Annotated in this window: 23 protein-coding genes and 1 tRNA gene; 16 read left to right on the top strand and 8 right to left on the bottom strand. The window is 49.6% G+C overall.

Annotated elements, in window-relative coordinates:
• Positions 1 to 103: 103 nt before the first annotated feature.
• Together A1WG_RS04365 and wrbA are read right to left on the bottom strand one after the other, a co-directional pair.
• A complete protein-coding gene (locus A1WG_RS04365; RefSeq protein ID WP_001143120.1) occupies positions 104 to 331 on the bottom strand; it encodes a YccJ family protein in 228 nt (75 codons plus the stop codon).
• A 20-nt stretch (positions 332 to 351) separates the two neighbouring features.
• Positions 352 to 948 (bottom strand): NAD(P)H:quinone oxidoreductase, encoded by a 597-nt coding sequence (wrbA, locus tag A1WG_RS04360; protein ID WP_001151439.1) that lies wholly within the window; start codon positions 946 to 948, stop codon positions 352 to 354.
• Between the two features lie 361 nt (positions 949 to 1309).
• On the opposite strand from wrbA, the gene A1WG_RS04355 reads away from it, so the two are divergent.
• Positions 1310 to 1483, top strand: a complete 174-nt coding sequence (locus A1WG_RS04355) for a con-10 family general stress protein (RefSeq protein WP_001273657.1) — start codon at positions 1310 to 1312, stop codon at positions 1481 to 1483.
• Between the two features lie 212 nt (positions 1484 to 1695).
• Positions 1696 to 2334, top strand: coding sequence for an HTH-type transcriptional regulator RutR (gene rutR / locus A1WG_RS04350; RefSeq protein ID WP_000191701.1), 639 nt, complete (start codon positions 1696 to 1698; stop codon positions 2332 to 2334).
• 39 nt (positions 2335 to 2373) lie between these two features.
• Here the strand turns inward: rutR and putA are convergent, their stop codons facing one another.
• A complete protein-coding gene (gene putA / locus A1WG_RS04345; protein ID WP_001516156.1) occupies positions 2374 to 6336 on the bottom strand; it encodes a trifunctional transcriptional regulator/proline dehydrogenase/L-glutamate gamma-semialdehyde dehydrogenase in 3963 nt (1320 codons plus the stop codon).
• Between the two features lie 57 nt (positions 6337 to 6393).
• On the opposite strand from putA, the gene A1WG_RS0122260 reads away from it, so the two are divergent.
• The 6 genes from A1WG_RS0122260 to phoH all read left to right on the top strand — a co-directional run bounded on the left by A1WG_RS0122260 (position 6394) and on the right by phoH (position 13117).
• Positions 6394 to 6597 carry a hypothetical protein gene (locus A1WG_RS0122260; RefSeq protein ID WP_148717687.1) on the top strand — a complete coding sequence of 68 codons (204 nt, stop codon included), beginning with the start codon at positions 6394 to 6396 and terminating at the stop codon, positions 6595 to 6597.
• Positions 6598 to 6756: 159 nt separating this feature from the next.
• A complete protein-coding gene (gene putP, locus A1WG_RS04340; protein WP_001018482.1) occupies positions 6757 to 8265 on the top strand; it encodes a sodium/proline symporter PutP in 1509 nt (502 codons plus the stop codon).
• Between the two features lie 210 nt (positions 8266 to 8475).
• A complete protein-coding gene (gene efeU / locus A1WG_RS04335) occupies positions 8476 to 9306 on the top strand; it encodes an iron uptake transporter permease EfeU (RefSeq protein WP_001516157.1) in 831 nt (276 codons plus the stop codon).
• Positions 9307 to 9363: 57 nt separating this feature from the next.
• Complete coding sequence (gene efeO / locus A1WG_RS04330; RefSeq protein WP_001516158.1) at positions 9364 to 10491, top strand: iron uptake system protein EfeO; 1128 nt, start codon at positions 9364 to 9366, stop codon at positions 10489 to 10491.
• Positions 10492 to 10496: 5 nt separating this feature from the next.
• Positions 10497 to 11768, top strand: coding sequence for an iron uptake transporter deferrochelatase/peroxidase subunit (gene efeB, locus A1WG_RS04325; protein WP_001516159.1), 1272 nt, complete (start codon positions 10497 to 10499; stop codon positions 11766 to 11768).
• A 560-nt stretch (positions 11769 to 12328) separates the two neighbouring features.
• On the top strand, positions 12329 to 13117 hold the full coding sequence (phoH, locus tag A1WG_RS04320; RefSeq protein ID WP_000533531.1) for a phosphate starvation-inducible protein PhoH: 789 nt from the start codon (positions 12329 to 12331) through the stop codon (positions 13115 to 13117).
• A 278-nt stretch (positions 13118 to 13395) separates the two neighbouring features.
• Here the strand turns inward: phoH and A1WG_RS04315 are convergent.
• Positions 13396 to 13483: transfer RNA gene (locus tag A1WG_RS04315), tRNA-Ser, on the bottom strand.
• 232 nt (positions 13484 to 13715) lie between these two features.
• Between A1WG_RS04315 and ghrA the strand changes: the two genes are divergently transcribed.
• The 4 genes from ghrA (at position 13716) to A1WG_RS04295 (ending at position 16617) form a co-directional block, all read left to right on the top strand.
• Complete coding sequence (gene ghrA, locus A1WG_RS04310) at positions 13716 to 14654, top strand: glyoxylate/hydroxypyruvate reductase GhrA (RefSeq protein ID WP_000351274.1); 939 nt, start codon at positions 13716 to 13718, stop codon at positions 14652 to 14654.
• Between the two features lie 54 nt (positions 14655 to 14708).
• Positions 14709 to 15446 carry a zinc-binding phosphatase gene (gene ycdX / locus A1WG_RS04305; protein WP_000283676.1) on the top strand — a complete coding sequence of 246 codons (738 nt, stop codon included), beginning with the start codon at positions 14709 to 14711 and terminating at the stop codon, positions 15444 to 15446.
• A gap of 23 nt (positions 15447 to 15469) precedes the next feature.
• Positions 15470 to 16024 carry a molecular chaperone YcdY gene (ycdY, locus tag A1WG_RS04300; protein ID WP_001516162.1) on the top strand — a complete coding sequence of 185 codons (555 nt, stop codon included), beginning with the start codon at positions 15470 to 15472 and terminating at the stop codon, positions 16022 to 16024.
• A 101-nt stretch (positions 16025 to 16125) separates the two neighbouring features.
• Positions 16126 to 16617, top strand: coding sequence for a DUF1097 domain-containing protein (locus A1WG_RS04295; RefSeq protein WP_010377210.1), 492 nt, complete (start codon positions 16126 to 16128; stop codon positions 16615 to 16617).
• A 50-nt stretch (positions 16618 to 16667) separates the two neighbouring features.
• Here A1WG_RS04295 and csgG read toward each other — a convergent pair whose 3' ends face one another.
• The 4 genes from csgG to csgD are packed head-to-tail and all read right to left on the bottom strand — an operon-like array spanning position 16668 to position 19014.
• Complete coding sequence (gene csgG / locus A1WG_RS04290) at positions 16668 to 17501, bottom strand: curli production assembly/transport protein CsgG (RefSeq protein WP_001189334.1); 834 nt, start codon at positions 17499 to 17501, stop codon at positions 16668 to 16670.
• Positions 17502 to 17527: 26 nt separating this feature from the next.
• Positions 17528 to 17944, bottom strand: a complete 417-nt coding sequence (gene csgF, locus A1WG_RS04285) for a curli production assembly/transport protein CsgF (protein ID WP_001264092.1) — start codon at positions 17942 to 17944, stop codon at positions 17528 to 17530.
• A 25-nt stretch (positions 17945 to 17969) separates the two neighbouring features.
• A complete protein-coding gene (gene csgE, locus A1WG_RS04280; protein WP_000833232.1) occupies positions 17970 to 18359 on the bottom strand; it encodes a curli production assembly/transport protein CsgE in 390 nt (129 codons plus the stop codon).
• A gap of 4 nt (positions 18360 to 18363) precedes the next feature.
• Positions 18364 to 19014, bottom strand: coding sequence for a biofilm master transcriptional regulator CsgD (gene csgD, locus A1WG_RS04275; protein ID WP_000481523.1), 651 nt, complete (start codon positions 19012 to 19014; stop codon positions 18364 to 18366).
• A gap of 757 nt (positions 19015 to 19771) precedes the next feature.
• On the opposite strand from csgD, the gene csgB reads away from it, so the two are divergent.
• The 4 genes from csgB (at position 19772) to A1WG_RS04255 (ending at position 21553) form a co-directional block, all read left to right on the top strand.
• Complete coding sequence (gene csgB, locus A1WG_RS04270) at positions 19772 to 20227, top strand: curli minor subunit CsgB (protein ID WP_001516164.1); 456 nt, start codon at positions 19772 to 19774, stop codon at positions 20225 to 20227.
• A gap of 40 nt (positions 20228 to 20267) precedes the next feature.
• Complete coding sequence (gene csgA, locus A1WG_RS04265) at positions 20268 to 20729, top strand: curli major subunit CsgA (RefSeq protein ID WP_000771420.1); 462 nt, start codon at positions 20268 to 20270, stop codon at positions 20727 to 20729.
• Between the two features lie 58 nt (positions 20730 to 20787).
• Positions 20788 to 21120 carry a curli assembly chaperone CsgC gene (gene csgC / locus A1WG_RS04260; protein WP_000992824.1) on the top strand — a complete coding sequence of 111 codons (333 nt, stop codon included), beginning with the start codon at positions 20788 to 20790 and terminating at the stop codon, positions 21118 to 21120.
• A gap of 121 nt (positions 21121 to 21241) precedes the next feature.
• Positions 21242 to 21553, top strand: a complete 312-nt coding sequence (locus A1WG_RS04255) for a type 1 fimbrial protein (protein WP_000489594.1) — start codon at positions 21242 to 21244, stop codon at positions 21551 to 21553.
• The last annotated feature ends 38 nt before the right edge of the window (positions 21554 to 21591 follow it).

Here is a 21591-nt window from a genome sequence, read left to right on the forward strand (position 1 = left end):
ATCATGTAGGTCGGATAAGGCGTTCACGCCGCATCCGACATGAACAAAGCGCACTTTGTCAACAATTTGAAAGCTCCCCCGCGAGAAGCGGGGGAATTGTGGATTAAACGTTTTTACGTTCGATGGTCTGTTCGCCCCAAAAAAGCGAATCTTTATCGGTTTTGGCAAAGGCTTTGACTAACACTTCATCGCTACCTTCTTCCCAAATTTTTTCCGCCATTTTTTCGTCATACCCGGCGACTTCAAAAATGGCCTCGGCTATTTCCGGCGACGTATTGCGCAGAGATGCCCATTCACCCACGTGATGGGCTTTCGCTTCTTGAGTTGGCATGCGTATCCTCCTGTTGAAGATTAGCCATTAAGTTTGACTGCCAGACCAGCAACATATTCCCCCTGGTAACGTGCGATAGACAACTCTTCCTGGCTGGGCTGGCGCGAACCGTCACCGCCTGCAATGGTGGTAGCGCCGTAAGGCGTTCCGCCGCGAACCTGCGAGACGTCAAATAATTCCTGCGCTGCGTAGCCAATGGGGACAATCACCATGCCGTGATGCGCAAGGGTCGTCCAGGTGGAAGTAATGGTTTGTTCCTGACCGCCGCCAGTTCCGGTAGAGCTAAAGACGCTCGCCAGTTTGCCGTACAGCGCACCGGAAGCCCACAGGCCGCCAGTCTGATCCAGGAAGGTACGCATCTGCCCTGACATATTGCCAAAGCGGGTCGGCGTACCAAAAATGATGGCGTCGTAATCGGCCAGTTCTTGCGGGGTTGCAACGGGCGCAGTTTGCGGTTTACCGCCTGCTTTTTCGAATAATTGCGGCTGCATGGTTTCCGGTACACGCTTAACGACAACTTCTGCGCCATCGACTTTGCTTGCGCCTTCTGCGACTGCACGCGCCATCGTTTCAATATGTCCGTACATGGAATAATAAAGCACCAGAACTTTAGCCATTTCTAACCACTCCTCGTGTTATCTCTATTCCGTAGCGATTCGCTACCACTCATTTAAAGATAAGACGTCCTTTTCAGAGTGCAAATTTCACAACCACTTATTTGATTTATAACAACTTTCACAAGCCTGTAATTTTGTCGCAAAATGATACATTTTTATCTCATAGCGTTTTTTTAATCATAAGAGCGGCTTATGGCTGATTATCAGAAATGATATCTATTCTCGCTAAGAAGCTGTTGCAGGATATTACCAAACGCAGGCTTACCCGCGTCAGTTCACTAAGCTTAGTCCCACGTAGCGAAAATATGGCATCCGCCATACGCCGCGTTAATCCTGGGCACTATGATGACGGAGGTCAGTAATGGCAAACCATCGAGGCGGTTCCGGCAATTTTGCAGAAGACCGCGAAAGAGCATCAGAAGCAGGTAAAAAAGGTGGACAGCACAGCGGGGGGAATTTCAAAAATGACCCGCAGCGCGCATCTGAAGCAGGAAAAAAAGGTGGTAAAAGCAGTCACGGCAAAAGCGACAAATAGCCGGGCTTAATCAATGACGAATGCGTTTTTGTCTGACGCGCGTCATTAGCCACCACCGCCGGAAACCCCGGCGGTTTTTTCGTTCTGGTGTTCTCCTTTATATCCTCACGTTAATACCTTCTCGCTTATTCCATTCATATTGCGAATGTTGATGGTCGAGGCATTGTGCTGATTTTGCTATCCTGTTGCCCATCGACAAGAGGGGAGAGCGCATGACGCAAGGCGCAGTGAAAACAACGGGTAAACGTTCGCGCGCAGTGAGCGCGAAGAAAAAAGCGATTCTTAGCGCGGCACTGGACACTTTTTCACAATTCGGTTTTCACGGCACAAGACTGGAGCAAATTGCAGAGTTGGCGGGCGTTTCAAAAACCAATCTGCTGTATTACTTCCCGTCGAAAGAGGCACTGTATATTGCCGTGCTGCGGCAAATTCTGGATATCTGGCTGGCACCGTTAAAGGCGTTTCGTGAAGATTTCGCTCCGCTGGCGGCGATCAAAGAGTACATCCGGCTGAAGCTGGAAGTTTCCCGTGATTATCCGCAGGCTTCGCGCCTGTTCTGTATGGAGATGCTGGCTGGCGCGCCGCTGTTGATGGATGAACTGACCGGCGACCTGAAGGCGTTAATTGATGAGAAATCGGCGCTGATTGCCGGTTGGGTCAAAAGCGGCAAACTCGCGCCGATTGACCCGCAGCATCTGATTTTTATGATTTGGGCTTCCACCCAACATTACGCTGATTTCGCTCCCCAGGTGGAGGCGGTAACGGGCGCGACATTGCGCGATGAGGTGTTTTTCAATCAAACGGTTGAAAACGTGCAGCGGATTATTATTGAAGGGATCCGACCACGTTAATGATGCCGGAGGAGGTTGCGACATCCTCCGACTACCTGTTTAACCGATCGTCATCAAACTGGCGTTACCTCCGGCGGCAGCGGTATTCACACTCAGCGAGCGTTCAATATACAGCCGTTCCAGCAGGATATTGCTTTCGCCACGGGCAAACCCCTGCACCGAAACAATCGCACCGTCCCGTGCGGCAACCGCTTCACACAACGCCCGAAGCTGATCCGAATCACCGTGGAAGATCACCGCATCAAACGGTTGAGCGGTAATATTTTCCGCTTTCGCCAGTTGAATACGTTCGCTGACTGCCGATGGCAATGCCTTCACTAACTGACGATGCAGCGCGTCATCCGGCCACAGCACCTGGCTGCCCACAGCCAGCACGGCGGCAAGCTGGGTTAATGCATCCTGTTCATCATCCGCAATACACAGCACGCGCTCACGCGGCAGCAGCGTCCAGGTATTACGTTCACCCGTCGGTCCTGGCAGTAATCTCTGTGTTCCTGCCTGTGCCAGCTCGCCATATTGCGTACATAACGCCTGCAATTCTGTTCGGTTTGATGCCCATTCCCGCAGCGCATTCAGTGGCTGAATTAATGCTGCTTTCAGTTGGGCATCAACCGGATACTCTGCATCCTGACGTGCGAGCGTCACCGCCAGTGCACTTTCCGGGCGATTCGCCAGCAGACGGTAGAGATAGAGCGGACCACCCGCTTTCGGGCCTGTACCGGACAACCCTTCGCCGCCGAACGGCTGCACACCAACTACTGCGCCAACCATATTACGGTTAACATAAAGGTTGCCGACATGTGCCGAGCCAGTGACCTGGGCGATAGTTTCATCAATACGCGTATGGACACCGAGCGTCAGGCCATAGCCGGAAGCGTTAATCTGCTCGATCAGCTCCGGTAATTGATTACGGTTGTAGCGCACTACATGTAGCACCGGGCCAAAGACTTCTTTTTGCAATTCAGCAAAGCTATCCAGTTCGATCAGCGTCGGCGCGACAAAAGTGCCGCTTTGCCATTCACGGGCATCTTCACTGTTTTCCCGCACTGTCTGAAACACCGGACGGCCTTTGCTGCGCATGGTCTGAATATGACGCTCAATATTCGCTTTCGCTTCGCTATCGATCACCGGCCCGATATCGGTGGTCAGGCGACCCGGATTGCCCATTCGGCACTCGGCCATTGCGCCGCGCAGCATTTTCAACGTGTGATCGGCAATCTCATCTTGCAAACACAGCACGCGTAGCGCCGAACAACGCTGGCCAGCGCTGTCGAACGCCGAGGCCAGTACATCTATTACTACTTGTTCAGTCAGTGCTGAAGAATCGACAATCATCGCGTTCATCCCACCGGTTTCAGCGATAAGCGGAATAGGGCGACCCTGAGCGTCCAGACGGCTGGCGATATTGCGTTGTAGCAAGGTAGCGACTTCGGTTGAACCGGTGAACATCACCCCGCGCACACGATCATCACCCGTCAGTTGTGCGCCCACGGTTTCACCCTGACCTGGCAGCAATTGTACTACGCCTGGCGGCACACCCGCTTCCAGCAAAATGGCGATCCCTTGCGCTGCAATCAGCGGCGTTTGCTCCGCCGGTTTTGCCAGTACGCTGTTACCTGCCGCCAGCGCGGCAGCAATTTGCCCGGTGAAAATGGCCAGCGGGAAGTTCCACGGGCTGATACATACCACGGGGCCTAAAGGACGATGCGTTTCGTTAGCGAAATCATCACGTACCTGTCCGGCGTAGTAGTGGAGAAAATCAACGGCTTCACGCACTTCGGCAATGGCGTTACTGAACGTTTTTCCGGCTTCACGCACCAGAATACCAATCAGTTGCTGCATCTGACTTTCCATTAGCACGGCAGCGCGATGCAAAATCGCTGCGCGTTCAGCCGGAGGGGTGGCAAACCAGATAGGCGCATTGTTGACGGCATTTTCCAGTGCCTGGTCCACTTCACGTGGCGTGGCTTCACGCACATAGCCCACAATATCTTTCGGTTCCGCCGGGTTGATAACGGGCGACATTTCGCCTGCCGCAACCGGTTGTTCCAGCATTGGCAAGGCCTGCCACTTTTGCAGCGCACTGTTGAGCAGAGCAGAGGAGAGTGACGCCAGACGGTGTTCGTTGGCGAGATCTAACCCTGCCGAGTTGTCGCGCCCGTGACCGTAGAGATCGCGCGGCAGGGGAATTTTCGGATGCGGTAATCCGCTTTGCCCTTCCTGCTGCGCTATTTTTTCTACGGCAGCGACCGGATCGGCAACCAGTTCATCCAGTGGCAGAGAGGTGTCGGCAATGCGGTTAACGAACGAGGTGTTAGCACCGTTTTCCAGCAGACGACGCACCAGATACGCCAGCAGCGTCTCATGTGTGCCAACCGGCGCATAAATACGACACGGACGGTTAAGTTTGCCGTCGGCAACTTTCCCGGTGACCTGCTCATACAGCGGCTCGCCCATACCATGCAGGCACTGGAACTCATACTGACCCGGATAGTAGTTCTGTCCCGCCAGTTGATAAATCGCCGCCAGCGTGTGGGCGTTGTGTGTCGCGAACTGTGGGTAGATTAAATTCGGCACCGCCAGCAGCTTTTTCGCACAGGCGAGATAAGAAACATCGGTGTACACCTTGCGGGTATAAACCGGATAGCCTTCAAGGCCGTCCATCTGTGCTCGCTTGATTTCACTGTCCCAGTACGCGCCTTTCACCAGACGAATCATCAGGCGGCGACGGCTACGGGTCGCCAGATCAATCAGGTAATCAATTACCATCGGGCAGCGTTTCTGATAAGCCTGAATAACAAAACCGATGCCGTTCCAGCCTGCCAGTTCTGGCTCGAAACAGAGTTTTTCCAGCAGATCGAGGGAGATCTCCAGACGATCGGCCTCTTCGGCATCGATGTTAATACCAATATCGTACTGGCATGCCAGCAGCGTCAGGGATTTCAGGCGCGGGTAAAGTTCGTCCATCACGCGGTCATACTGCGCGCGGCTGTAACGCGGGTGTAGGGCGGAGAGCTTAATTGAGATCCCCGGGCCTTCGTAGATACCGCGTCCGTTAGAGGCTTTACCAATCGCGTGGATAGCCTGCTGATAAGAGACCATATACGCCTGCGCGTCCGCTGCGGTTAGCGCGGCTTCGCCCAGCATATCGTATGAGTAACGGAAACCTTTCTCTTCTAGCTTACGGGCATTGGCTAACGCCTCCGCGATGGTTTCGCCGGTGACGAACTGTTCACCCATCAGACGCATCGCCATATCCACACCTTTGCGGATCAGTGGTTCACCGCTCTTACCGATAATGCGGTTCAGCGAACGGGAGAGGCTGGCTTCGTTATGGGTAGAAACCAGTTTACCGGTAAAAAGTAGCCCCCAGGTGGCGGCATTAACAAACAGCGACGGGCTACGACCAATATGTGACTGCCAGTTACCATTGCTGATTTTGTCGCGAATTAAGGCGTCACGGGTGGCTTTATCGGGGATACGCAGTAACGCTTCTGCCAGACACATCAGCGCTACACCTTCCTGTGATGACAGCGAAAACTCCTGCAATAGTCCCTGAACCATGCCTGCGCGACCACTGGCGTTTTTTTGGTTACGCAGTTTATCCGCCAGTTGATATGCCAGTTTATGCGCCTGTTCAGCAACCGGCTGTGGCAGACGAGCTTGTTCCAGTAACATGGAAACAGCTTCTGTTTCCGGGCGGCGATACGCGGCAGTGATGGCGGCGCGGGAAACCGACTGCGGCAAAATTTGCTCGGCAAAATCGAGGAAAGGCTGGTGTGGTTCATCTGCCGGATTCGGTGCTTCATCGCTCTCATTGGCCGCGCCAGAAAGCAGCGCAGGTAGCTCCGGCAAGGTATCGCTGTTTTCAAGTTGTTCGAGATAAGAAAAAATCGCCTGCTTAATTAACCAGTGTGGTGTGCGATCGATACGTGTCGCGGCAGACTTAATACGCTCACGCGTCGCGTCGTCCAGCTTAACCCCCATAGTGGTGGTTCCCATGCCATTACTCCTGTTGTTCTGAAAGGTGCAACTTAACGTTATCGTGAAATATCCATTATGTTGCAACTTTGTGCAACTGCGTTAAATGTGACCTGCGTAGCAAGCTTAAAAATGAATGAAATGTTAATAAAAGTAATCGTTATGACAGGAATTAAAAAAGTAACGCAGACTTTTTCTCTGCGGCAGTTAACATTTTTGAAAGGTGCAACCGCAAAAAATGTGAGGGAGTGCAACCTGATGAAAAATAGTATCGCTGGGTAATAAAAATTGATGTAAATGATGTGTTAAATCGATTGTGAATAACCAGCGCTTACGGCAGGATACGGTCGCCCTGGTAAACATAAACTCTGTTACCCCGTTCCGGTGGCAGATATAACGGCAAGTTTCGACATTGCCGATAATATTTTTTGGAGACTTTAGATGGCTATTAGCACACCGATGTTGGTGACGTTTTGTGTCTATATCTTTGGCATGATATTGATTGGGTTTATCGCCTGGCGATCAACCAAAAACTTTGACGATTATATTTTGGGTGGCCGCAGTCTTGGCCCATTTGTAACGGCATTATCGGCGGGTGCGTCGGATATGAGCGGCTGGTTATTAATGGGGTTGCCGGGCGCGGTATTTCTTTCCGGGATTTCAGAAAGCTGGATCGCCATTGGCCTGACATTAGGTGCGTGGATCAACTGGAAACTGGTGGCCGGGCGGTTGCGTGTTCATACCGAATACAACAATAACGCCTTAACTCTGCCGGACTATTTCACCGGGCGCTTTGAAGATAAAAGCCGTATTTTGCGTATTATCTCCGCGCTGGTTATTTTACTGTTTTTCACTATTTATTGTGCTTCGGGCATTGTGGCTGGCGCACGTCTGTTTGAAAGCACCTTCGGCATGAGCTACGAAACGGCTCTGTGGGCAGGTGCGGCGGCGACCATCCTTTATACCTTTATTGGCGGTTTCCTCGCGGTGAGCTGGACCGATACCGTGCAGGCCAGCCTGATGATTTTTGCGCTGATCCTCACTCCGGTGATCGTGATTATCAGCGTCGGTGGTTTTGGTGACTCGCTGGAAGTGATCAAACAAAAGAGCATTGAAAACGTTGATATGCTCAAAGGCCTGAACTTTGTCGCCATTATCTCGCTGATGGGGTGGGGGCTGGGCTACTTCGGGCAGCCGCATATTCTGGCGCGTTTTATGGCAGCGGATTCCCACCATAGCATCGTCCATGCGCGTCGTATCAGCATGACCTGGATGATCCTCTGCCTGGCCGGAGCGGTGGCTGTCGGCTTCTTTGGTATTGCTTACTTTAATGATCATCCGGCGGTAGCGGGTGCGGTAAACCAGAATGCTGAACGCGTATTTATCGAACTGGCGCAAATTCTGTTTAATCCGTGGATTGCCGGAATTCTGTTGTCAGCGATTCTGGCAGCGGTGATGTCAACATTAAGCTGTCAGTTGCTGGTATGTTCCAGTGCGATTACCGAAGATCTGTACAAAGCGTTTCTGCGTAAACATGCCAGCCAGAAAGAACTGGTGTGGGTTGGGCGCGTGATGGTGCTGGTGGTGGCGCTGGTGGCCATTGCGTTGGCGGCAAACCCGGAAAACCGCGTGCTGGGTCTGGTGAGCTACGCGTGGGCAGGTTTTGGTGCGGCGTTTGGTCCGGTCGTGCTGTTCTCGGTAATGTGGTCACGCATGACGCGCAACGGTGCGCTGGCGGGGATGATTATTGGCGCGCTTACGGTTATCGTCTGGAAACAGTTCGGCTGGCTGGGGCTGTACGAAATTATTCCGGGCTTTATCTTCGGCAGCATTGGGATTGTGGTGTTCAGTTTGCTGGGTAAAGCACCGTCAGCGGCGATGCAAAAACGTTTTGCTGAAGCGGATGCGCATTATCATTCGGCGCCGCCGTCACGGTTGCAGGAAAGCTAAGGGAAGGCGTTTTACCGAAACATAACAGGCAGCAGGCAGAGGGCAATCAGTGATTGCCCTCTGTGTTTTCTTTCAAAGTATTTTTACATTTCATCATCATTATCACTACATTTCGCTTGTGTTTTCCTTCGCCGTAATGATAATCGCTATCACTGCGATTTACTTTTCTTTGCATAGATTGACTCAGAAAAACGTTTAAGGGTGGGTGGCATGTTTGTTCCGTTTCTCATTATGTTGCGCGAAGGACTTGAAGCCGCGCTGATTGTTAGTTTGATTGCCAGCTATCTTAAGCGTACCCAGCGGGGCCGATGGATTGGTGTGATGTGGATTGGCGTGTTGCTTGCCGCCGCGTTGTGCCTGGGACTGGGCATCTTCATTAATGAAACCACCGGCGAATTCCCACAAAAAGAACAAGAACTGTTTGAAGGTATCGTGGCGGTGATTGCCGTGGTGATCCTCACCTGGATGGTTTTCTGGATGCGCAAAGTGTCGCGCAACGTCAAAGTGCAACTGGAACAGGCGGTCGATAGCGCATTGCAGCGCGGAAACCATCACGGCTGGGCGCTGGTGATGATGGTCTTTTTTGCCGTTGCAAGGGAAGGGCTGGAGTCGGTCTTTTTCTTGCTGGCGGCATTTCAACAGGATGTCGGGATTTGGCCGCCGCTGGGCGCAATGCTTGGTCTCGCTACTGCCGTAGTGCTCGGTTTCTTGCTCTACTGGGGGGGGATTCACCTGAATCTTGGCGCATTTTTCAAATGGACGAGCCTGTTTATTCTCTTCGTCGCCGCAGGGCTGGCCGCTGGTGCCATTCGCGCATTTCATGAAGCCGGACTGTGGAACCACTTCCAGGAAATCGCCTTCGATATGAGCGCGGTGCTCTCAACTCACTCTCTGTTCGGTACGCTGATGGAAGGTATTTTTGGTTATCAGGAAGCGCCCAGCGTCAGCGAAGTGGCCGTCTGGTTTATTTATCTCATCCCGGCGCTGGTGGCGTTTGCTCTGCCGCCACGTACCGGTACGACAGCGTCTCGCTCCGTGTAACGAATACGACGCAAACTCTTACTTAGTTACAACATACTTTAAAGGGATAGTCTCGTCATGACCATTAACTTCCGCCGTAGCGCACTGTACCTGAGCGTGGCTGCGCTTTTCTCCACCGCTTTTATGGCTAACGCTGCTGAGGTTCCGCAGGTCAAAGTGACTGTGACGGATAAACAGTGCGAACCGATGACCATTACGGTCAACGCCGGTAAAACGCAGTTCATTATTCAGAATCACAGCCAGAAGGCACTGGAGTGGGAGATCCTCAAAGGTGTGATGGTGGTGGAAGAGCGGGAAAATATCGCCCCTGGTTTTAGCCAGAAAATGACGGCGAATTTACAGCCAGGTGAATACGATATGACCTGCGGTCTGCTGACTAACCCGAAAGGGAAGTTGATCGTCAAAGGCGAGGCGACGGCGGATGCGGCGCAAAGCGATGCGCTGTTAAGTCTTGGCGGTGCAATTACCGAATATAAAGCGTATGTCATGGCGGAAACCGCGCAACTGGTTACCGATACCAAAGCCTTTACCGACGCCATCAAAGCAGGCGATATCGAAAAAGCCAAAGCACTGTATGCCCCGACGCGCCAGCACTATGAGCGCATTGAACCAATCGCTGAACTGTTCTCTGATCTGGATGGCAGCATTGACGCGCGTGAGGATGATTACGAACAAAAAGCGGCTGACCCGAAATTCACCGGTTTCCACCGTCTGGAAAAAGCGCTGTTTGGCGACAACACCACCAAAGGGATGGATAAGTACGCTGACCAGCTTTATACCGATGTGGTCGATTTGCAAAAACGTATCAGTGAACTGGCTTTCCCGCCATCAAAAGTCGTTGGTGGCGCAGCCGGGCTGATCGAAGAAGTGGCAGCCAGCAAAATCAGTGGTGAAGAAGATCGCTACAGCCATACCGATCTGTGGGACTTCCAGGCAAACATTGAAGGCTCTCAGAAAATTGTCGATCTGCTGCGTCCACAATTACAAAAAGCTAATCCAGAACTGCTGGCGAAAGTTGACGCCAACTTCAAAAAAGTCGATACCATTCTGGCGAAATATCGAACTAAAGACGGTTTTGAAACCTACGATAAGCTGACCGATGCCGACCGTAACGCGCTGAAAGGGCCGATTACTGCGCTGGCAGAAGATCTGGCGCAACTTCGCGGTGTGCTGGGACTGGATTAAGCGTTATGCAGTACAAAAATGAAAACGGCGTGAATGAACCGTCACGCCGACGTTTACTGAAAGGGATTGGCGCGCTGGCGCTGGCAGGGAGTTGCCCGGTCGCTCATGCGCAAAAAGTGCAAAGTGCGCCGGGTACGCTTTCGCCAGAAGCGCGCAATGAGAAACAACCTTTTTATGGTGAGCATCAGGCGGGCATTCTGACACCACAGCAAGCTGCAATGATGCTGGTGGCGTTTGATGTGCTGGCCAGCGATAAAGCCGATCTTGAGCGGCTGTTTCGTTTGCTGACTCAGCGGTTTGCTTTTCTGACTCAGGGCGGAGTGGCACCAGAAACGCCCAATCCTCGCTTGCCGCCACTCGATTCCGGCATTCTCGGCGGATACATTGCGCCTGATAATCTCACTATTACACTGTCTGTGGGGCATTCGTTGTTTGATGAGCGGTTTGGCCTTGCGTTGCAGATGCCGAAAAAGTTGCAGAAGATGACGCGTTTCCCTAACGACTCGCTGGATGCAGCATTGTGTCATGGTGATGTGCTGTTGCAGATTTGCGCTAACACCCAGGACACGGTGATCCATGCGCTGCGCGATATCATTAAACACACGCCAGATTTACTCAGCGTTCGCTGGAAACGGGAAGGGTTTATTTCCGATCATGCGGCGCGTAGCAAAGGCAAAGAGACGCCGATTAATTTGCTGGGCTTCAAAGATGGCACCGCCAATCCCGACAGCCAGAATACGAAACTGATGCAAAAAGTGGTGTGGGTAACGGCAGATCAGCAGGAGCCAGCCTGGACTATTGGTGGCAGCTACCAAGCCGTGCGTTTAATTCAGTTTCGGGTGGAGTTTTGGGACAGAACACCACTGAAAGAGCAGCAGACGATTTTTGGTCGAGATAAACAAACCGGTGCACCGCTGGGTATGCAGCATGAGCATGATGTACCGGATTACGCCAGTGACCCTGAAGGGAAGGTGATTGCGCTGGACAGCCATATCCGGCTGGCGAATCCCCGCACGCCAGAGAGTGAGTCCAGCCTGATGCTGCGTCGCGGCTACAGTTATTCGTTGGGTGTCACCAACTCCGGGCAACTTGATATGGGGCTTTTGTTTGTCTGCTACCAACACGATCTGGAAAAAGGCTTCCTGACAGTTCAAAAAAGGCTGAATGGTGAGGCTCTGGAGGAATATGTCAAACCCATCGGCGGGGGGTATTTTTTTGCGCTGCCGGGGGTGAAGAATGCGAACGATTACCTGGGAAGCGCGTTATTGCGGGTTTAATGTTTGTTTACGCCGCATCTGGCGTTCGTGCTCTGATGCCTGATGCGACGCTTGCGCGTCTTATCATGCCTACGGTTAGGGTACAGAGCACACTAATATCGACCCAAATTGCTCGTTTTTGTCATCACACTGTCATCTTTGCGATACAAGCTAATGTCATCAAAATGGTGGTTTATAGTTAAATATAAGTAAATATATTGTTGCAATGAATAAGAGATCTGTTGTACTTATTATGTAACAGCGGTAGTTCCCGGCAGTGATAGTCAGTCACTATGGAGATCGCGGATGGTAACGTCCTGTACTGGACATGTTTTTGACAATCAACGCTCGACCAAACGCGGAGACTTCTCCTCCGGTAGCAACTGCGTCACTCTACATTCTCATCCACTTCCTTTCTTTATTCGTGTTACCGACGCCTTTAACGGTGCGCGTAGCCGTTTTCGGTGTTATTTCCAAAAGCAAACTATGGCTTACAAGGAAGCCAACCCTCTGATGTTCGTGCGCATAATCGCGCTGCCAACGGCGCGTGTGATGAATACAAACAACTCAAGGTGCTCTCCATGGGAAGACAAAAAGCAGTGATCAAAGCTCGTCGCGAGGCAAAACGTGTGCTGAGACGGGATTCGCGTAGCCATAAACAGCGTGAAGAAGAATCGGTCACCTCGCTTGTGCAGATGAGCGGCGTAGAAGCCATTGGCATGGCTCGCGACAGTCGTGATACTTCGCCAATCGCCGCGCGAAATGAAGCGCAATTGCACTATCTGAAGGCTATTGAGAGTAAGCAGCTTATATTTGCCACTGGCGAAGCCGGGTGCGGCAAAACCTGGATCAGTGCTGCAAAAGCGGCAGAGGCTCTGATTCATAAGGATGTCGACAGGATTATCGTCACCCGTCCAGTATTGCAGGCCGATGAAGATCTTGGCTTCTTACCTGGAGATATTGCAGAAAAGTTTGCTCCTTATTTTCGCCCGGTCTATGACGTGCTTGTCCGGCGCCTGGGGGCTTCCTTTATGCAGTATTGCCTGCGACCGGAAATAGGGAAGGTGGAAATCGCGCCGTTCGCCTACATGCGTGGACGTACCTTTGAAAATGCAGTTGTCATTCTTGACGAGGCGCAGAATGTGACTGCCGCGCAAATGAAAATGTTCTTAACCCGCCTCGGGGAAAACGTGACGGTTATCGTCAACGGTGATATCACGCAATGCGATTTACCTCGCGGCGTGCGATCCGGATTAAGTGACGCTCTGGAACGTTTTGAAGAAGATGAGATGATCGGGATTGTCCGATTCGGCAAAGATGATTGCGTACGTTCGGCACTTTGCCAACGAACGCTACATGCTTACAGCTAAGTGTATTATTGGTTCAAAGCCCGGGCGAGCCGGGCTTTGAGATTGATGACAAACGTAAGATGCCTGATGCGCTACGCTTATCAGACCTACAAGATAATCACAATGTATTGAATTTGCGAGATTTTGTGGGGCGGATAAGACGTTCATGCCACATCCGGCATGAACAAAGCGCACAGTGTCAACAATCTGAGAACCCCGGTCGGGGCTTCTCATCCCCCCCGGTGTATGTAATATGCGAAAAAAAAGCCCGTACTTTCGTACGAGCTCTTCTTAAAATATGGCGGTGAGGGGGGGATTCGAACCCCCGATACGTTGCCGTATACACACTTTCCAGGCGTGCTCCTTCAGCCACTCGGACACCTCACCAAATTGTTGTTCCTGTCTTGCTGGAACGGGCGCTAATTTAGGGAAATCATGGCCTGAGGTCAACAAACTTTTTAAAAAAATCGCGCGTTTATTCAAACTTCAATCAATATGCAGTTTTAATAAGCGAAATCTGCTTTTTTTGCCACCGACCGCTGATTTGTTATGCTGGTGGTCTTTGTAGATCATAACGATAAGTGCGAATAAATTTTGCTCAGATTTTTCGGGAGTCAGTATGGATATCATCTTTTATCACCCAACGTTTGATACCCAATGGTGGATTGATGCGCTGGGGAAATCGCTTCCACATGCAAGAGTCAGAGCATGGGAAACCGGCGATAATCATCCTGCGGATTATGCTTTGGTCTGGCATCCTCCGGTCGGGATGCTGGCAGGGCGTGACCTTAAGGCGGTGTTCGCGTTGGGTGCTGGTGTTGATTCGATTTTGAGTAAATTACAGACACACCCTGAAATGCTGAAACCGTCTATTCCGCTTTTTCGCCTGGAAGATACCGGTATGGGCGAGCAAATGCAGGAGTACGCAGTGAGCCAGGTGTTGCACTGGTTTCGGCGCTTTGACGATTATCGCGAGCAACAAAATGCTTCGCTTTGGCAACCACTGCCTGAATATCACCGGGAAGATTTTACTATCGGCATTCTGGGTGCTGGTGTATTGGGCAGTAAAGTCGCACAGAGTTTGCGAACCTGGCGCTTTCCATTGCGTTGTTGGAGTCGCACTCGTAAATCCTGGCCTGGTGTTCAAAGCTTTGCCGGAAGCGAAGAGTTGCACGCATTTCTGAGCCAATGCCGCGTATTGATTAATCTTCTACCGAATACCCCCGAAACGGCCGGCATTATTAATCAACAATTATTAGAAAAATTACCGGATGGCGCGTATCTCCTGAATCTGGCGCGTGGCGTTCATGTAGTAGAAGATGACCTGCTCGCGGCGCTGGATAGCGGTAAGGTTAAAGCGGCGATGCTGGATGTTTTTAATCGTGAACCCTTACCGTCGGAAAGTCGGCTCTGGCAACATCCACGTGTGACAATAACACCACATGTTGCAGCCATTACCCGACCTGCTGAAGCGGTGGAGTATATTGCACGCACCATTACGCAACTTGAACGAGGGGAGACGGCTAGCGGGCAGGTCGATCGCGCTCGAGGCTACTAATAAAGCTTCCGGATTCCTGCTATCCTTGGCGGTAATTGAATACAGGAGAGAGTTATGTATCCCGTCGACCTTCATATGCATACCGTTGCCAGTACGCATGCATATAGCACATTAAGTGATTACATTGCCCAGGCCAAGCAGAAGGGCATTAAACTTTTTGCGATCACCGATCATGGCCCGGATATGGAAGATGCACCGCACCATTGGCACTTCATTAATATGCGTATCTGGCCGCGAGTGGTCGATGGGGTAGGGATCCTGCGTGGAATCGAAGCCAACATCAAAAACGTTGATGGTGAAATTGACTGCAGCGGCAAAATGTTTGAGTCGCTGGATTTGATCATTGCTGGTTTTCATGAACCAGTTTTTGCACCACATGATAAAGCCACTAACACGCAAGCGATGATCGCGACTATTGCCAGTGGTAATGTGCATATTATAAGCCATCCGGGGAACCCCAAATATTCCATAGATTTTAACGCTGTTGCCGAAGCAGCGGCTAAATATCAGGTGGCGCTGGAAATTAATAATTCCTCATTCTTACATTCGCGTAAGGGCAGTGAAGAAAACTGCCGTGCAGTGGCTGCGGCGGTGCGCGATGCCGGTGGCTGGGTCGCGTTAGGATCGGATTCTCACACCGCGTTTACCATGGGGGACTTTGCAGAGTGTCGTAAAATCCTCGACGCGGTTGATTTTCCGCAAGAGCGTATTCTGAATGTTTCACCGCGCCGCTTACTGAACTTCCTTGAATCTCGCGGTATGGCACCAATTGCAGAATTTGCTGATCTTTAATTGTTATTAACGGAAATAAATTAATGAACGAGTTTTCTATCCTGTGTCGTGTACTGGGTTCGCTCTATTACCGCCAACCGCAGGACCCTTTACTGGTTCCGCTGTTTACCTTGATTCGTGAAGGAAAACTGGCGGCGAACTGGCCGCTGGAACAGGATGAATTACTGGCGCGCTTGCAGAAAAGCTGTGATATGGCGCAAGTATCTGCCGATTACAATGCACTATTTGTCGGAGATGAATGCGCAGTTTCGCCTTATCGCAGCGCCTGGGTTGAGGGTGCCACTGAAGCAGAAGTGCGTGCTTTTCTTTCCGAACGCGGGATGCCGTTAGCGGATACGCCAGCGGATCATATCGGTACTTTATTGCTGGCAGCTTCCTGGTTGGAAGATCAGTCAACAGAAGATGAAAGCGAAGCGCTGGAAACACTGTTCAGCGAGTATCTGTTGCCCTGGTGCGGCGCATTTCTCGGTAAAGTTGAGGCCCATGCGACCACGCCGTTCTGGCGTACTATGGCACCGCTGACCCGCGATGCCATTAGCGCAATGTGGGATGAACTTGAGGAACAGTCAGAAGAATAAATGTGACTCACGTCACTTATAACTGCAATCTATAATTTGCCGTTGCATAAAATGTGTGCTCGATCTCATTCAATTTCGCGTTTTCTGCTATTATGCGCGGCATGAACATACTTCTCTCTATTGCAATCACAACAGGCATTCTCTCCGGTATCTGGGGATGGGTGGCTGTTTCTCTTGGCTTACTTAGCTGGGCGGGTTTCCTGGGCTGCACGGCCTACTTTGCCTGTCCACAGGGTGGTTTGAAAGGACTGGCAATCTCCGCTGCAACGTTGCTGAGTGGCATGGTGTGGGCGATGGTTATTATTCACGGTAGTGCGCTGGCACCACATCTGGAAATTCTCGGTTATGTCATAACGGGGATTGTGGCTTTTCTGATGTGTATTCAGGCTAAACATCTGTTGTTGTCGTTTGTCCCTGGTACATTTATCGGCGCATGTGCGACGTTTGCCGGGCAGGGGAACTGGAAGCTGGTTTTACCCTCTCTGGCGCTTGGGTTGGTGTTTGGCTACGCGATGAAAAACAGCGGTCTTTGGCTGGCAGCGCGCGGTGCTAAGTCCGCTCAGCGAGAGCAACAAGTCAAAAATAAAGCGTGAGGAGCACTCACGCTTTAGATTGAATAGTAAAGAGCCAGCTTTTTTATGTATCAGGATTCCGGCGGTACTGATAAGTGGCGGTATTTCACCAGAATGTCATTCTGCCGTTCTGCTTTATTCTGCAAATCCCACAGGCCACGGTCGATACCGTCGTTAATCAGGAAGATAACGCCTGTTTCGATGGCTGACATCAGGCACAGCATAACCGGCTCGTTAGAGGTATAACCCACTTCCCCTTCCAGTAACCGTTGGTAGTCAATAAAGCGGAAGACACCCGCCTGGACTTCATAGGAAAGGATTGTCTTACTGGTGTTCACCGAAGAAAGGATCTCGCCGGTACTCACATTGACGACGCGCAGGTTCACGGCGATCTGATCAAGTTGGTATTGCGTGTCTGCACCAATACCAAAGTATCTCGCCCCAACACCGCCCGATTTGACGTTGCTTTCATAACCAATAATTGAGCCTTCAACCATGATATTGGCTGCGGTCAGCGATTGAAGCGGGATTCGGTTGTTTACCGCTACAGTACCGTTTTCCTGTGCTGCACGAATAATCTTGCGTTCGTTGAGCAGGTTTTGTAGGCCCTGACGCTCCAGCGGTATAAACCAGCGAGAATCTTTCAATGCCGTGACCAGCATCGCGGTGGCGCTTTGCGGAACAGCAGTGGAGAAGTTACTCGCCGGGTAGGCTTTAAATTGCCCGGTTTCGTCCTGAATGTTGTATACCGAAACAAAGATCTTACCCGTTGGTGCAGGTAAATGGGTCAAATCTTTATAGCTCTGGGCTCGAGGCATTAATGTTGGCTTGGCGGCTTCTTTTGGTGGGGCGGTTAAGCATCCGCTCAGCAACATGACGGCAACCAAAACAAATAAGCGCTGCATGATTAATTTCCTTATGAAGCTGGGGCTTAAAAATCGGTTGAGTTATTTTGTAAACCCGACACTTCAATAGTCGAAGTTTGTCCGGTTTTACGATCTGTCACGTTCAACTGCAATTGACCATCGCGGTTGGCAATATCGATAATATATTCGTTAGTCACCATTCGGCCCGGTTTGCCAGTGTTAATATTCGACAGCAGGCCACCTAAAATTTGTGACTGAATAGCCTGGGTGAAGTTATCCAGCGCCGATGGTGTTTCAATACCAAAGTCATCGTTATAGCTGGGATCTTTATATGAGTTCTGTGCCTGGGCGCTATTTAATAAAAAAGCGCCGTTATTCGGGTTGCCACCAAAGTTTGGGTTGCGGAACTGAAAGGTCATAGTTCCAGCCCAACTTAATGGAGAAATAAGCATGAGTAGAACTACTGCATGTTTGACACGCATTGCAGCCTCCTGACAAATTTTTTATTTAGAATTCATCATGCGCCAAATCGCCCGTACCCAATAACGCCTGATTTATCTGGCGACGATTTAGTGCTTCTTCAGTTTGTATCAGTGCAAAGACGACAGTTTTCTCGAAGTCTCTTTTCAACGGGAATAAAAATGTCTGGAAAATAACGTCCTGATTCACCGTTATTGTGATCCAGCTTCCCCATCGTGCACTGGGTCTTTCATTAATCGTTAAATTACCGGTGTAGTCACTTTCCCATTTATCACTAAAGGCACGGTAAAAATCGTGCCCAATAGATGAAACAGTATGGTCAGTTAACAATCCCGGTACTTCTACCTCAACGGCGTGAACATTGCCCGCAGCGAAGAGAAGTTCTGCTGCTACAATCCAGCATAAATAACGTTTCATGGCTTTATCGCCTGAGGTTATCGTTTGCCCATGAGACCGCTTGTGTTCGGTTTTTTACAGCTATCTTCTTGAAAAGATTATAAAGATGCGTTTTAACCGTATTTTCGCTGATGAACAGCGAACGAGCAATCTCGTTATTGGAGGCGCCGATACGCAGCTTATTAAGGATCTCTTTTTCCCTATGAGTAAGGAGGGCAGATTCCGTGCTGTTATAACGATAGTTACCGGAATGTGTAATCAGGTAACTGGCAAGCTTTTGCGTAAAGTAGCATTCACCACGTAAGACGCCTTGCAACCCATTGACTACGCGTTCTTGATCCTCCATGGCGTAAAAAACACCATTGATATGTGGCCAGTTTTCAATGTCGCGGTACGGATAATCATCTGGGGTATTTAACAACATTGTTTTAATGTTGTTGTGTTTTCTGCTTAATGTATCCTGCCAGTAATGAATGAGCTTTTTATCTGCTTCCATCATATCCAACAGAATAATGCAGCCAGAAGATATATCGTCCAGAGAACGTTGAATATTATGCAGTTTTCCTGTGATTGCCAGCGATTGTTTTAAATGCTGCAATAACGCTGTCGCCTGCAAGGAAGGTTTAGTGATCAACAGTAAAGTATGACCATGAACACTATGGACTTCATTAAACATGATGAAACCCCGCTTTTTTTTATTAATCGCACACCTGACAGCTACCTCTAAAAATAGAGGCACCAGAAGTACTGACAGATGTTGCACTGCTGTGTGTAGTAATAAATCAACCCTAAATGGGTAAAATATAAAACTAATGGATTACATCTGATTTCAATCTAGCTATTACAAATCTTAAAGCAAGTGTTAAACGTGTAACAGAATGTAATCTGGCATTTAAAAATGTTAACGCTGCGGGGTGATTAAGTTTAGAAATGATAGAAAAGTTGTACATATAGCTTTTATTGCACAATTTTAAAAAGTCATACAAATAACGCTAAGTCCATAATTATGCATATAAAATTTATTCCCACATAGTCCTTTTGTTGCGCGGAAATTTCTTAATTTTTCGGAGGTTCTCCCTGGACAAATTTTTGCTGCAAAAAGACGATGTTTGTCACGGCTTGTTGAACAGACATATCGACGTAATCTTCTCGACTTGTGCAGAGAGGCCGTCCGTTGAATTTTTGCGGTCAAAAAATAGCAATTTAAAAGTAAACAAAATATTTTTTACGTAAATAACAGCGTATTTACGCGAGTTTTAATACTTTGGTATGAACAAAAAAAGAAAAATACAACGCGTGGGTGAGTTATTAAAAATATTTCTACAGACATACTTTCCATCGTAACGCAGCGTTAACAAAAAGCGGTTTGCGTTAACAACCAAGTTGAAGTGATTTAAATTTCTTTAATGTACGACCAGGTCCAGGGTGACAACATGAAAAACAGATTGTTATTTATGATGTTAACAGTACTGGGTGCGCCTGGGATTGCAGCCGCGGCAGGTTATGATTTGGCTAATTCAGAATATAACTTTGCGGTAAATGAATTGAGTAAGTCTTCATTTAATCAGGCAGCCATAATTGGTCAAACTGGCGCTAATAATAGCGCGCAGTTACGGCAGGGAGGCTCTAAACTTTTGTCGGTTATTTCGCAAGAAGGTAATAGTAACCGAGCCAGGATTGACCAGAAAGGAGATTATAACCTTGCGTATATTGACCAGACGGGCAATGCCAACGATGCCAGTATATCGCAAGGCGCATATGGTAATACTGCAATGATTATCCAGAAAGGTTCTGGTAATAAAGCAAATATTACTCAGTATGGTACTCAAAAAACGGCAATTGTAGTGCAGAGACAGTCGCAAATGGCTATTCGCGTGACACAACGTTAATTTCCATACGACTTTTAAATCAATCCGATGGGGGTTTTACATGAAACTTTTAAAAGTAGCAGCAATTGCAGCAATCGTATTCTCTGGTAGTGCTCTGGCAGGTGCTATTCCTCAGTACGGCGGCGGTGGCGGCGGCAACCACGGTGGTGGCGGCAATAACAGCGGCCCGAATTCAGAGCTGAATATTTACCAGTACGGCGGCGGTAACTCTGCTGTTGCATTGCAGGCTGATGCCCGCAACTCCGATCTGACTATTACCCAGCATGGCGGCGGTAACGGCGCTGATGTTGGACAAGGTTCTGATGACAGCTCAATCGATCTGACTCAGCGTGGTTTCGGTAACAGCGCTACTCTCGATCAGTGGAATGGTAAAGATTCTACTATGACCGTTAAACAGTTCGGTGGTGGTAACGGTGCTGCTGTTGACCAGACTGCATCTAACTCCAGCGTCAACGTAACTCAGGTTGGCTTTGGTAACAACGCGACCGCTCATCAGTACTAATACAGAATTTGTATGACAGAAACAGGGCGTAAGCCCTGTTTTTTTTCGGGAGAATAGTATGAACGCGTTATTACTTCTCGCGGCGCTTTCCAGCCAGATAACCTTTAATACGACCCAGCAAGGCGACATGTACACCATTATCCCTGAAGTCACCCTGACACAATCTTGCCTGTGTCGGGTACAAATATTGTCTCTGCGCGAAGGCAGTTCTGGGCAAAGCCAGACGAAGCAAGAAAAGACCCTCTCAGTGCCCGCTAATCAACCCATTGCTTTGACAAAATTGAGCTTAAATATTTCCCCGGACGATCGAGTGAAAATAGTTGTTACTGTTTCTGATGGACAGTCACTGCATTTATCACAACAATGGCCGCCATCTTCAGGAAAGTCTTAATGCGTTGATATATTGAGCATAAAATGAATCGGGAGAGAATGGTCTGATGCGAATCGGCCAACCTGACAGTATGGATAACAGCAACCCTCAAGGATGATTAATCATTGAGGAAATAGAATAAATGTTCAGACCATTTTTAAACTCTCTTATGCTCGGCAGTCTGGTTTACCCTTTTATTGCCATCGCAGGCAGTAATGCACAAGGTGGCGTGATCTATTTTCGTGGTCAAATTGTAGAACCGACATGTGATGTCAGTACTCTTCAGGCACCACCAGAAATGACCTGTATGCAGAATGGTTCGGTTCCGGACAAAACCTATTCCAGCAAAGAGTTGATGAGCGGTAACGTCAAAAATCCGCAAATTGCCTCAGTAAAAGTGCAGTACCTTGATGAGCAGAAAAAGCTGGCTGTGATGAACATCGAATATAACTAAGTTTCTGAGCAACTCACGTTGCTGACAACAAAAATGCG

Origin of the sequence: Escherichia sp. KTE96, assembly GCF_000408525.1 — a bacterium.
GTDB lineage: Bacteria > Pseudomonadota > Gammaproteobacteria > Enterobacterales > Enterobacteriaceae > Escherichia > Escherichia marmotae.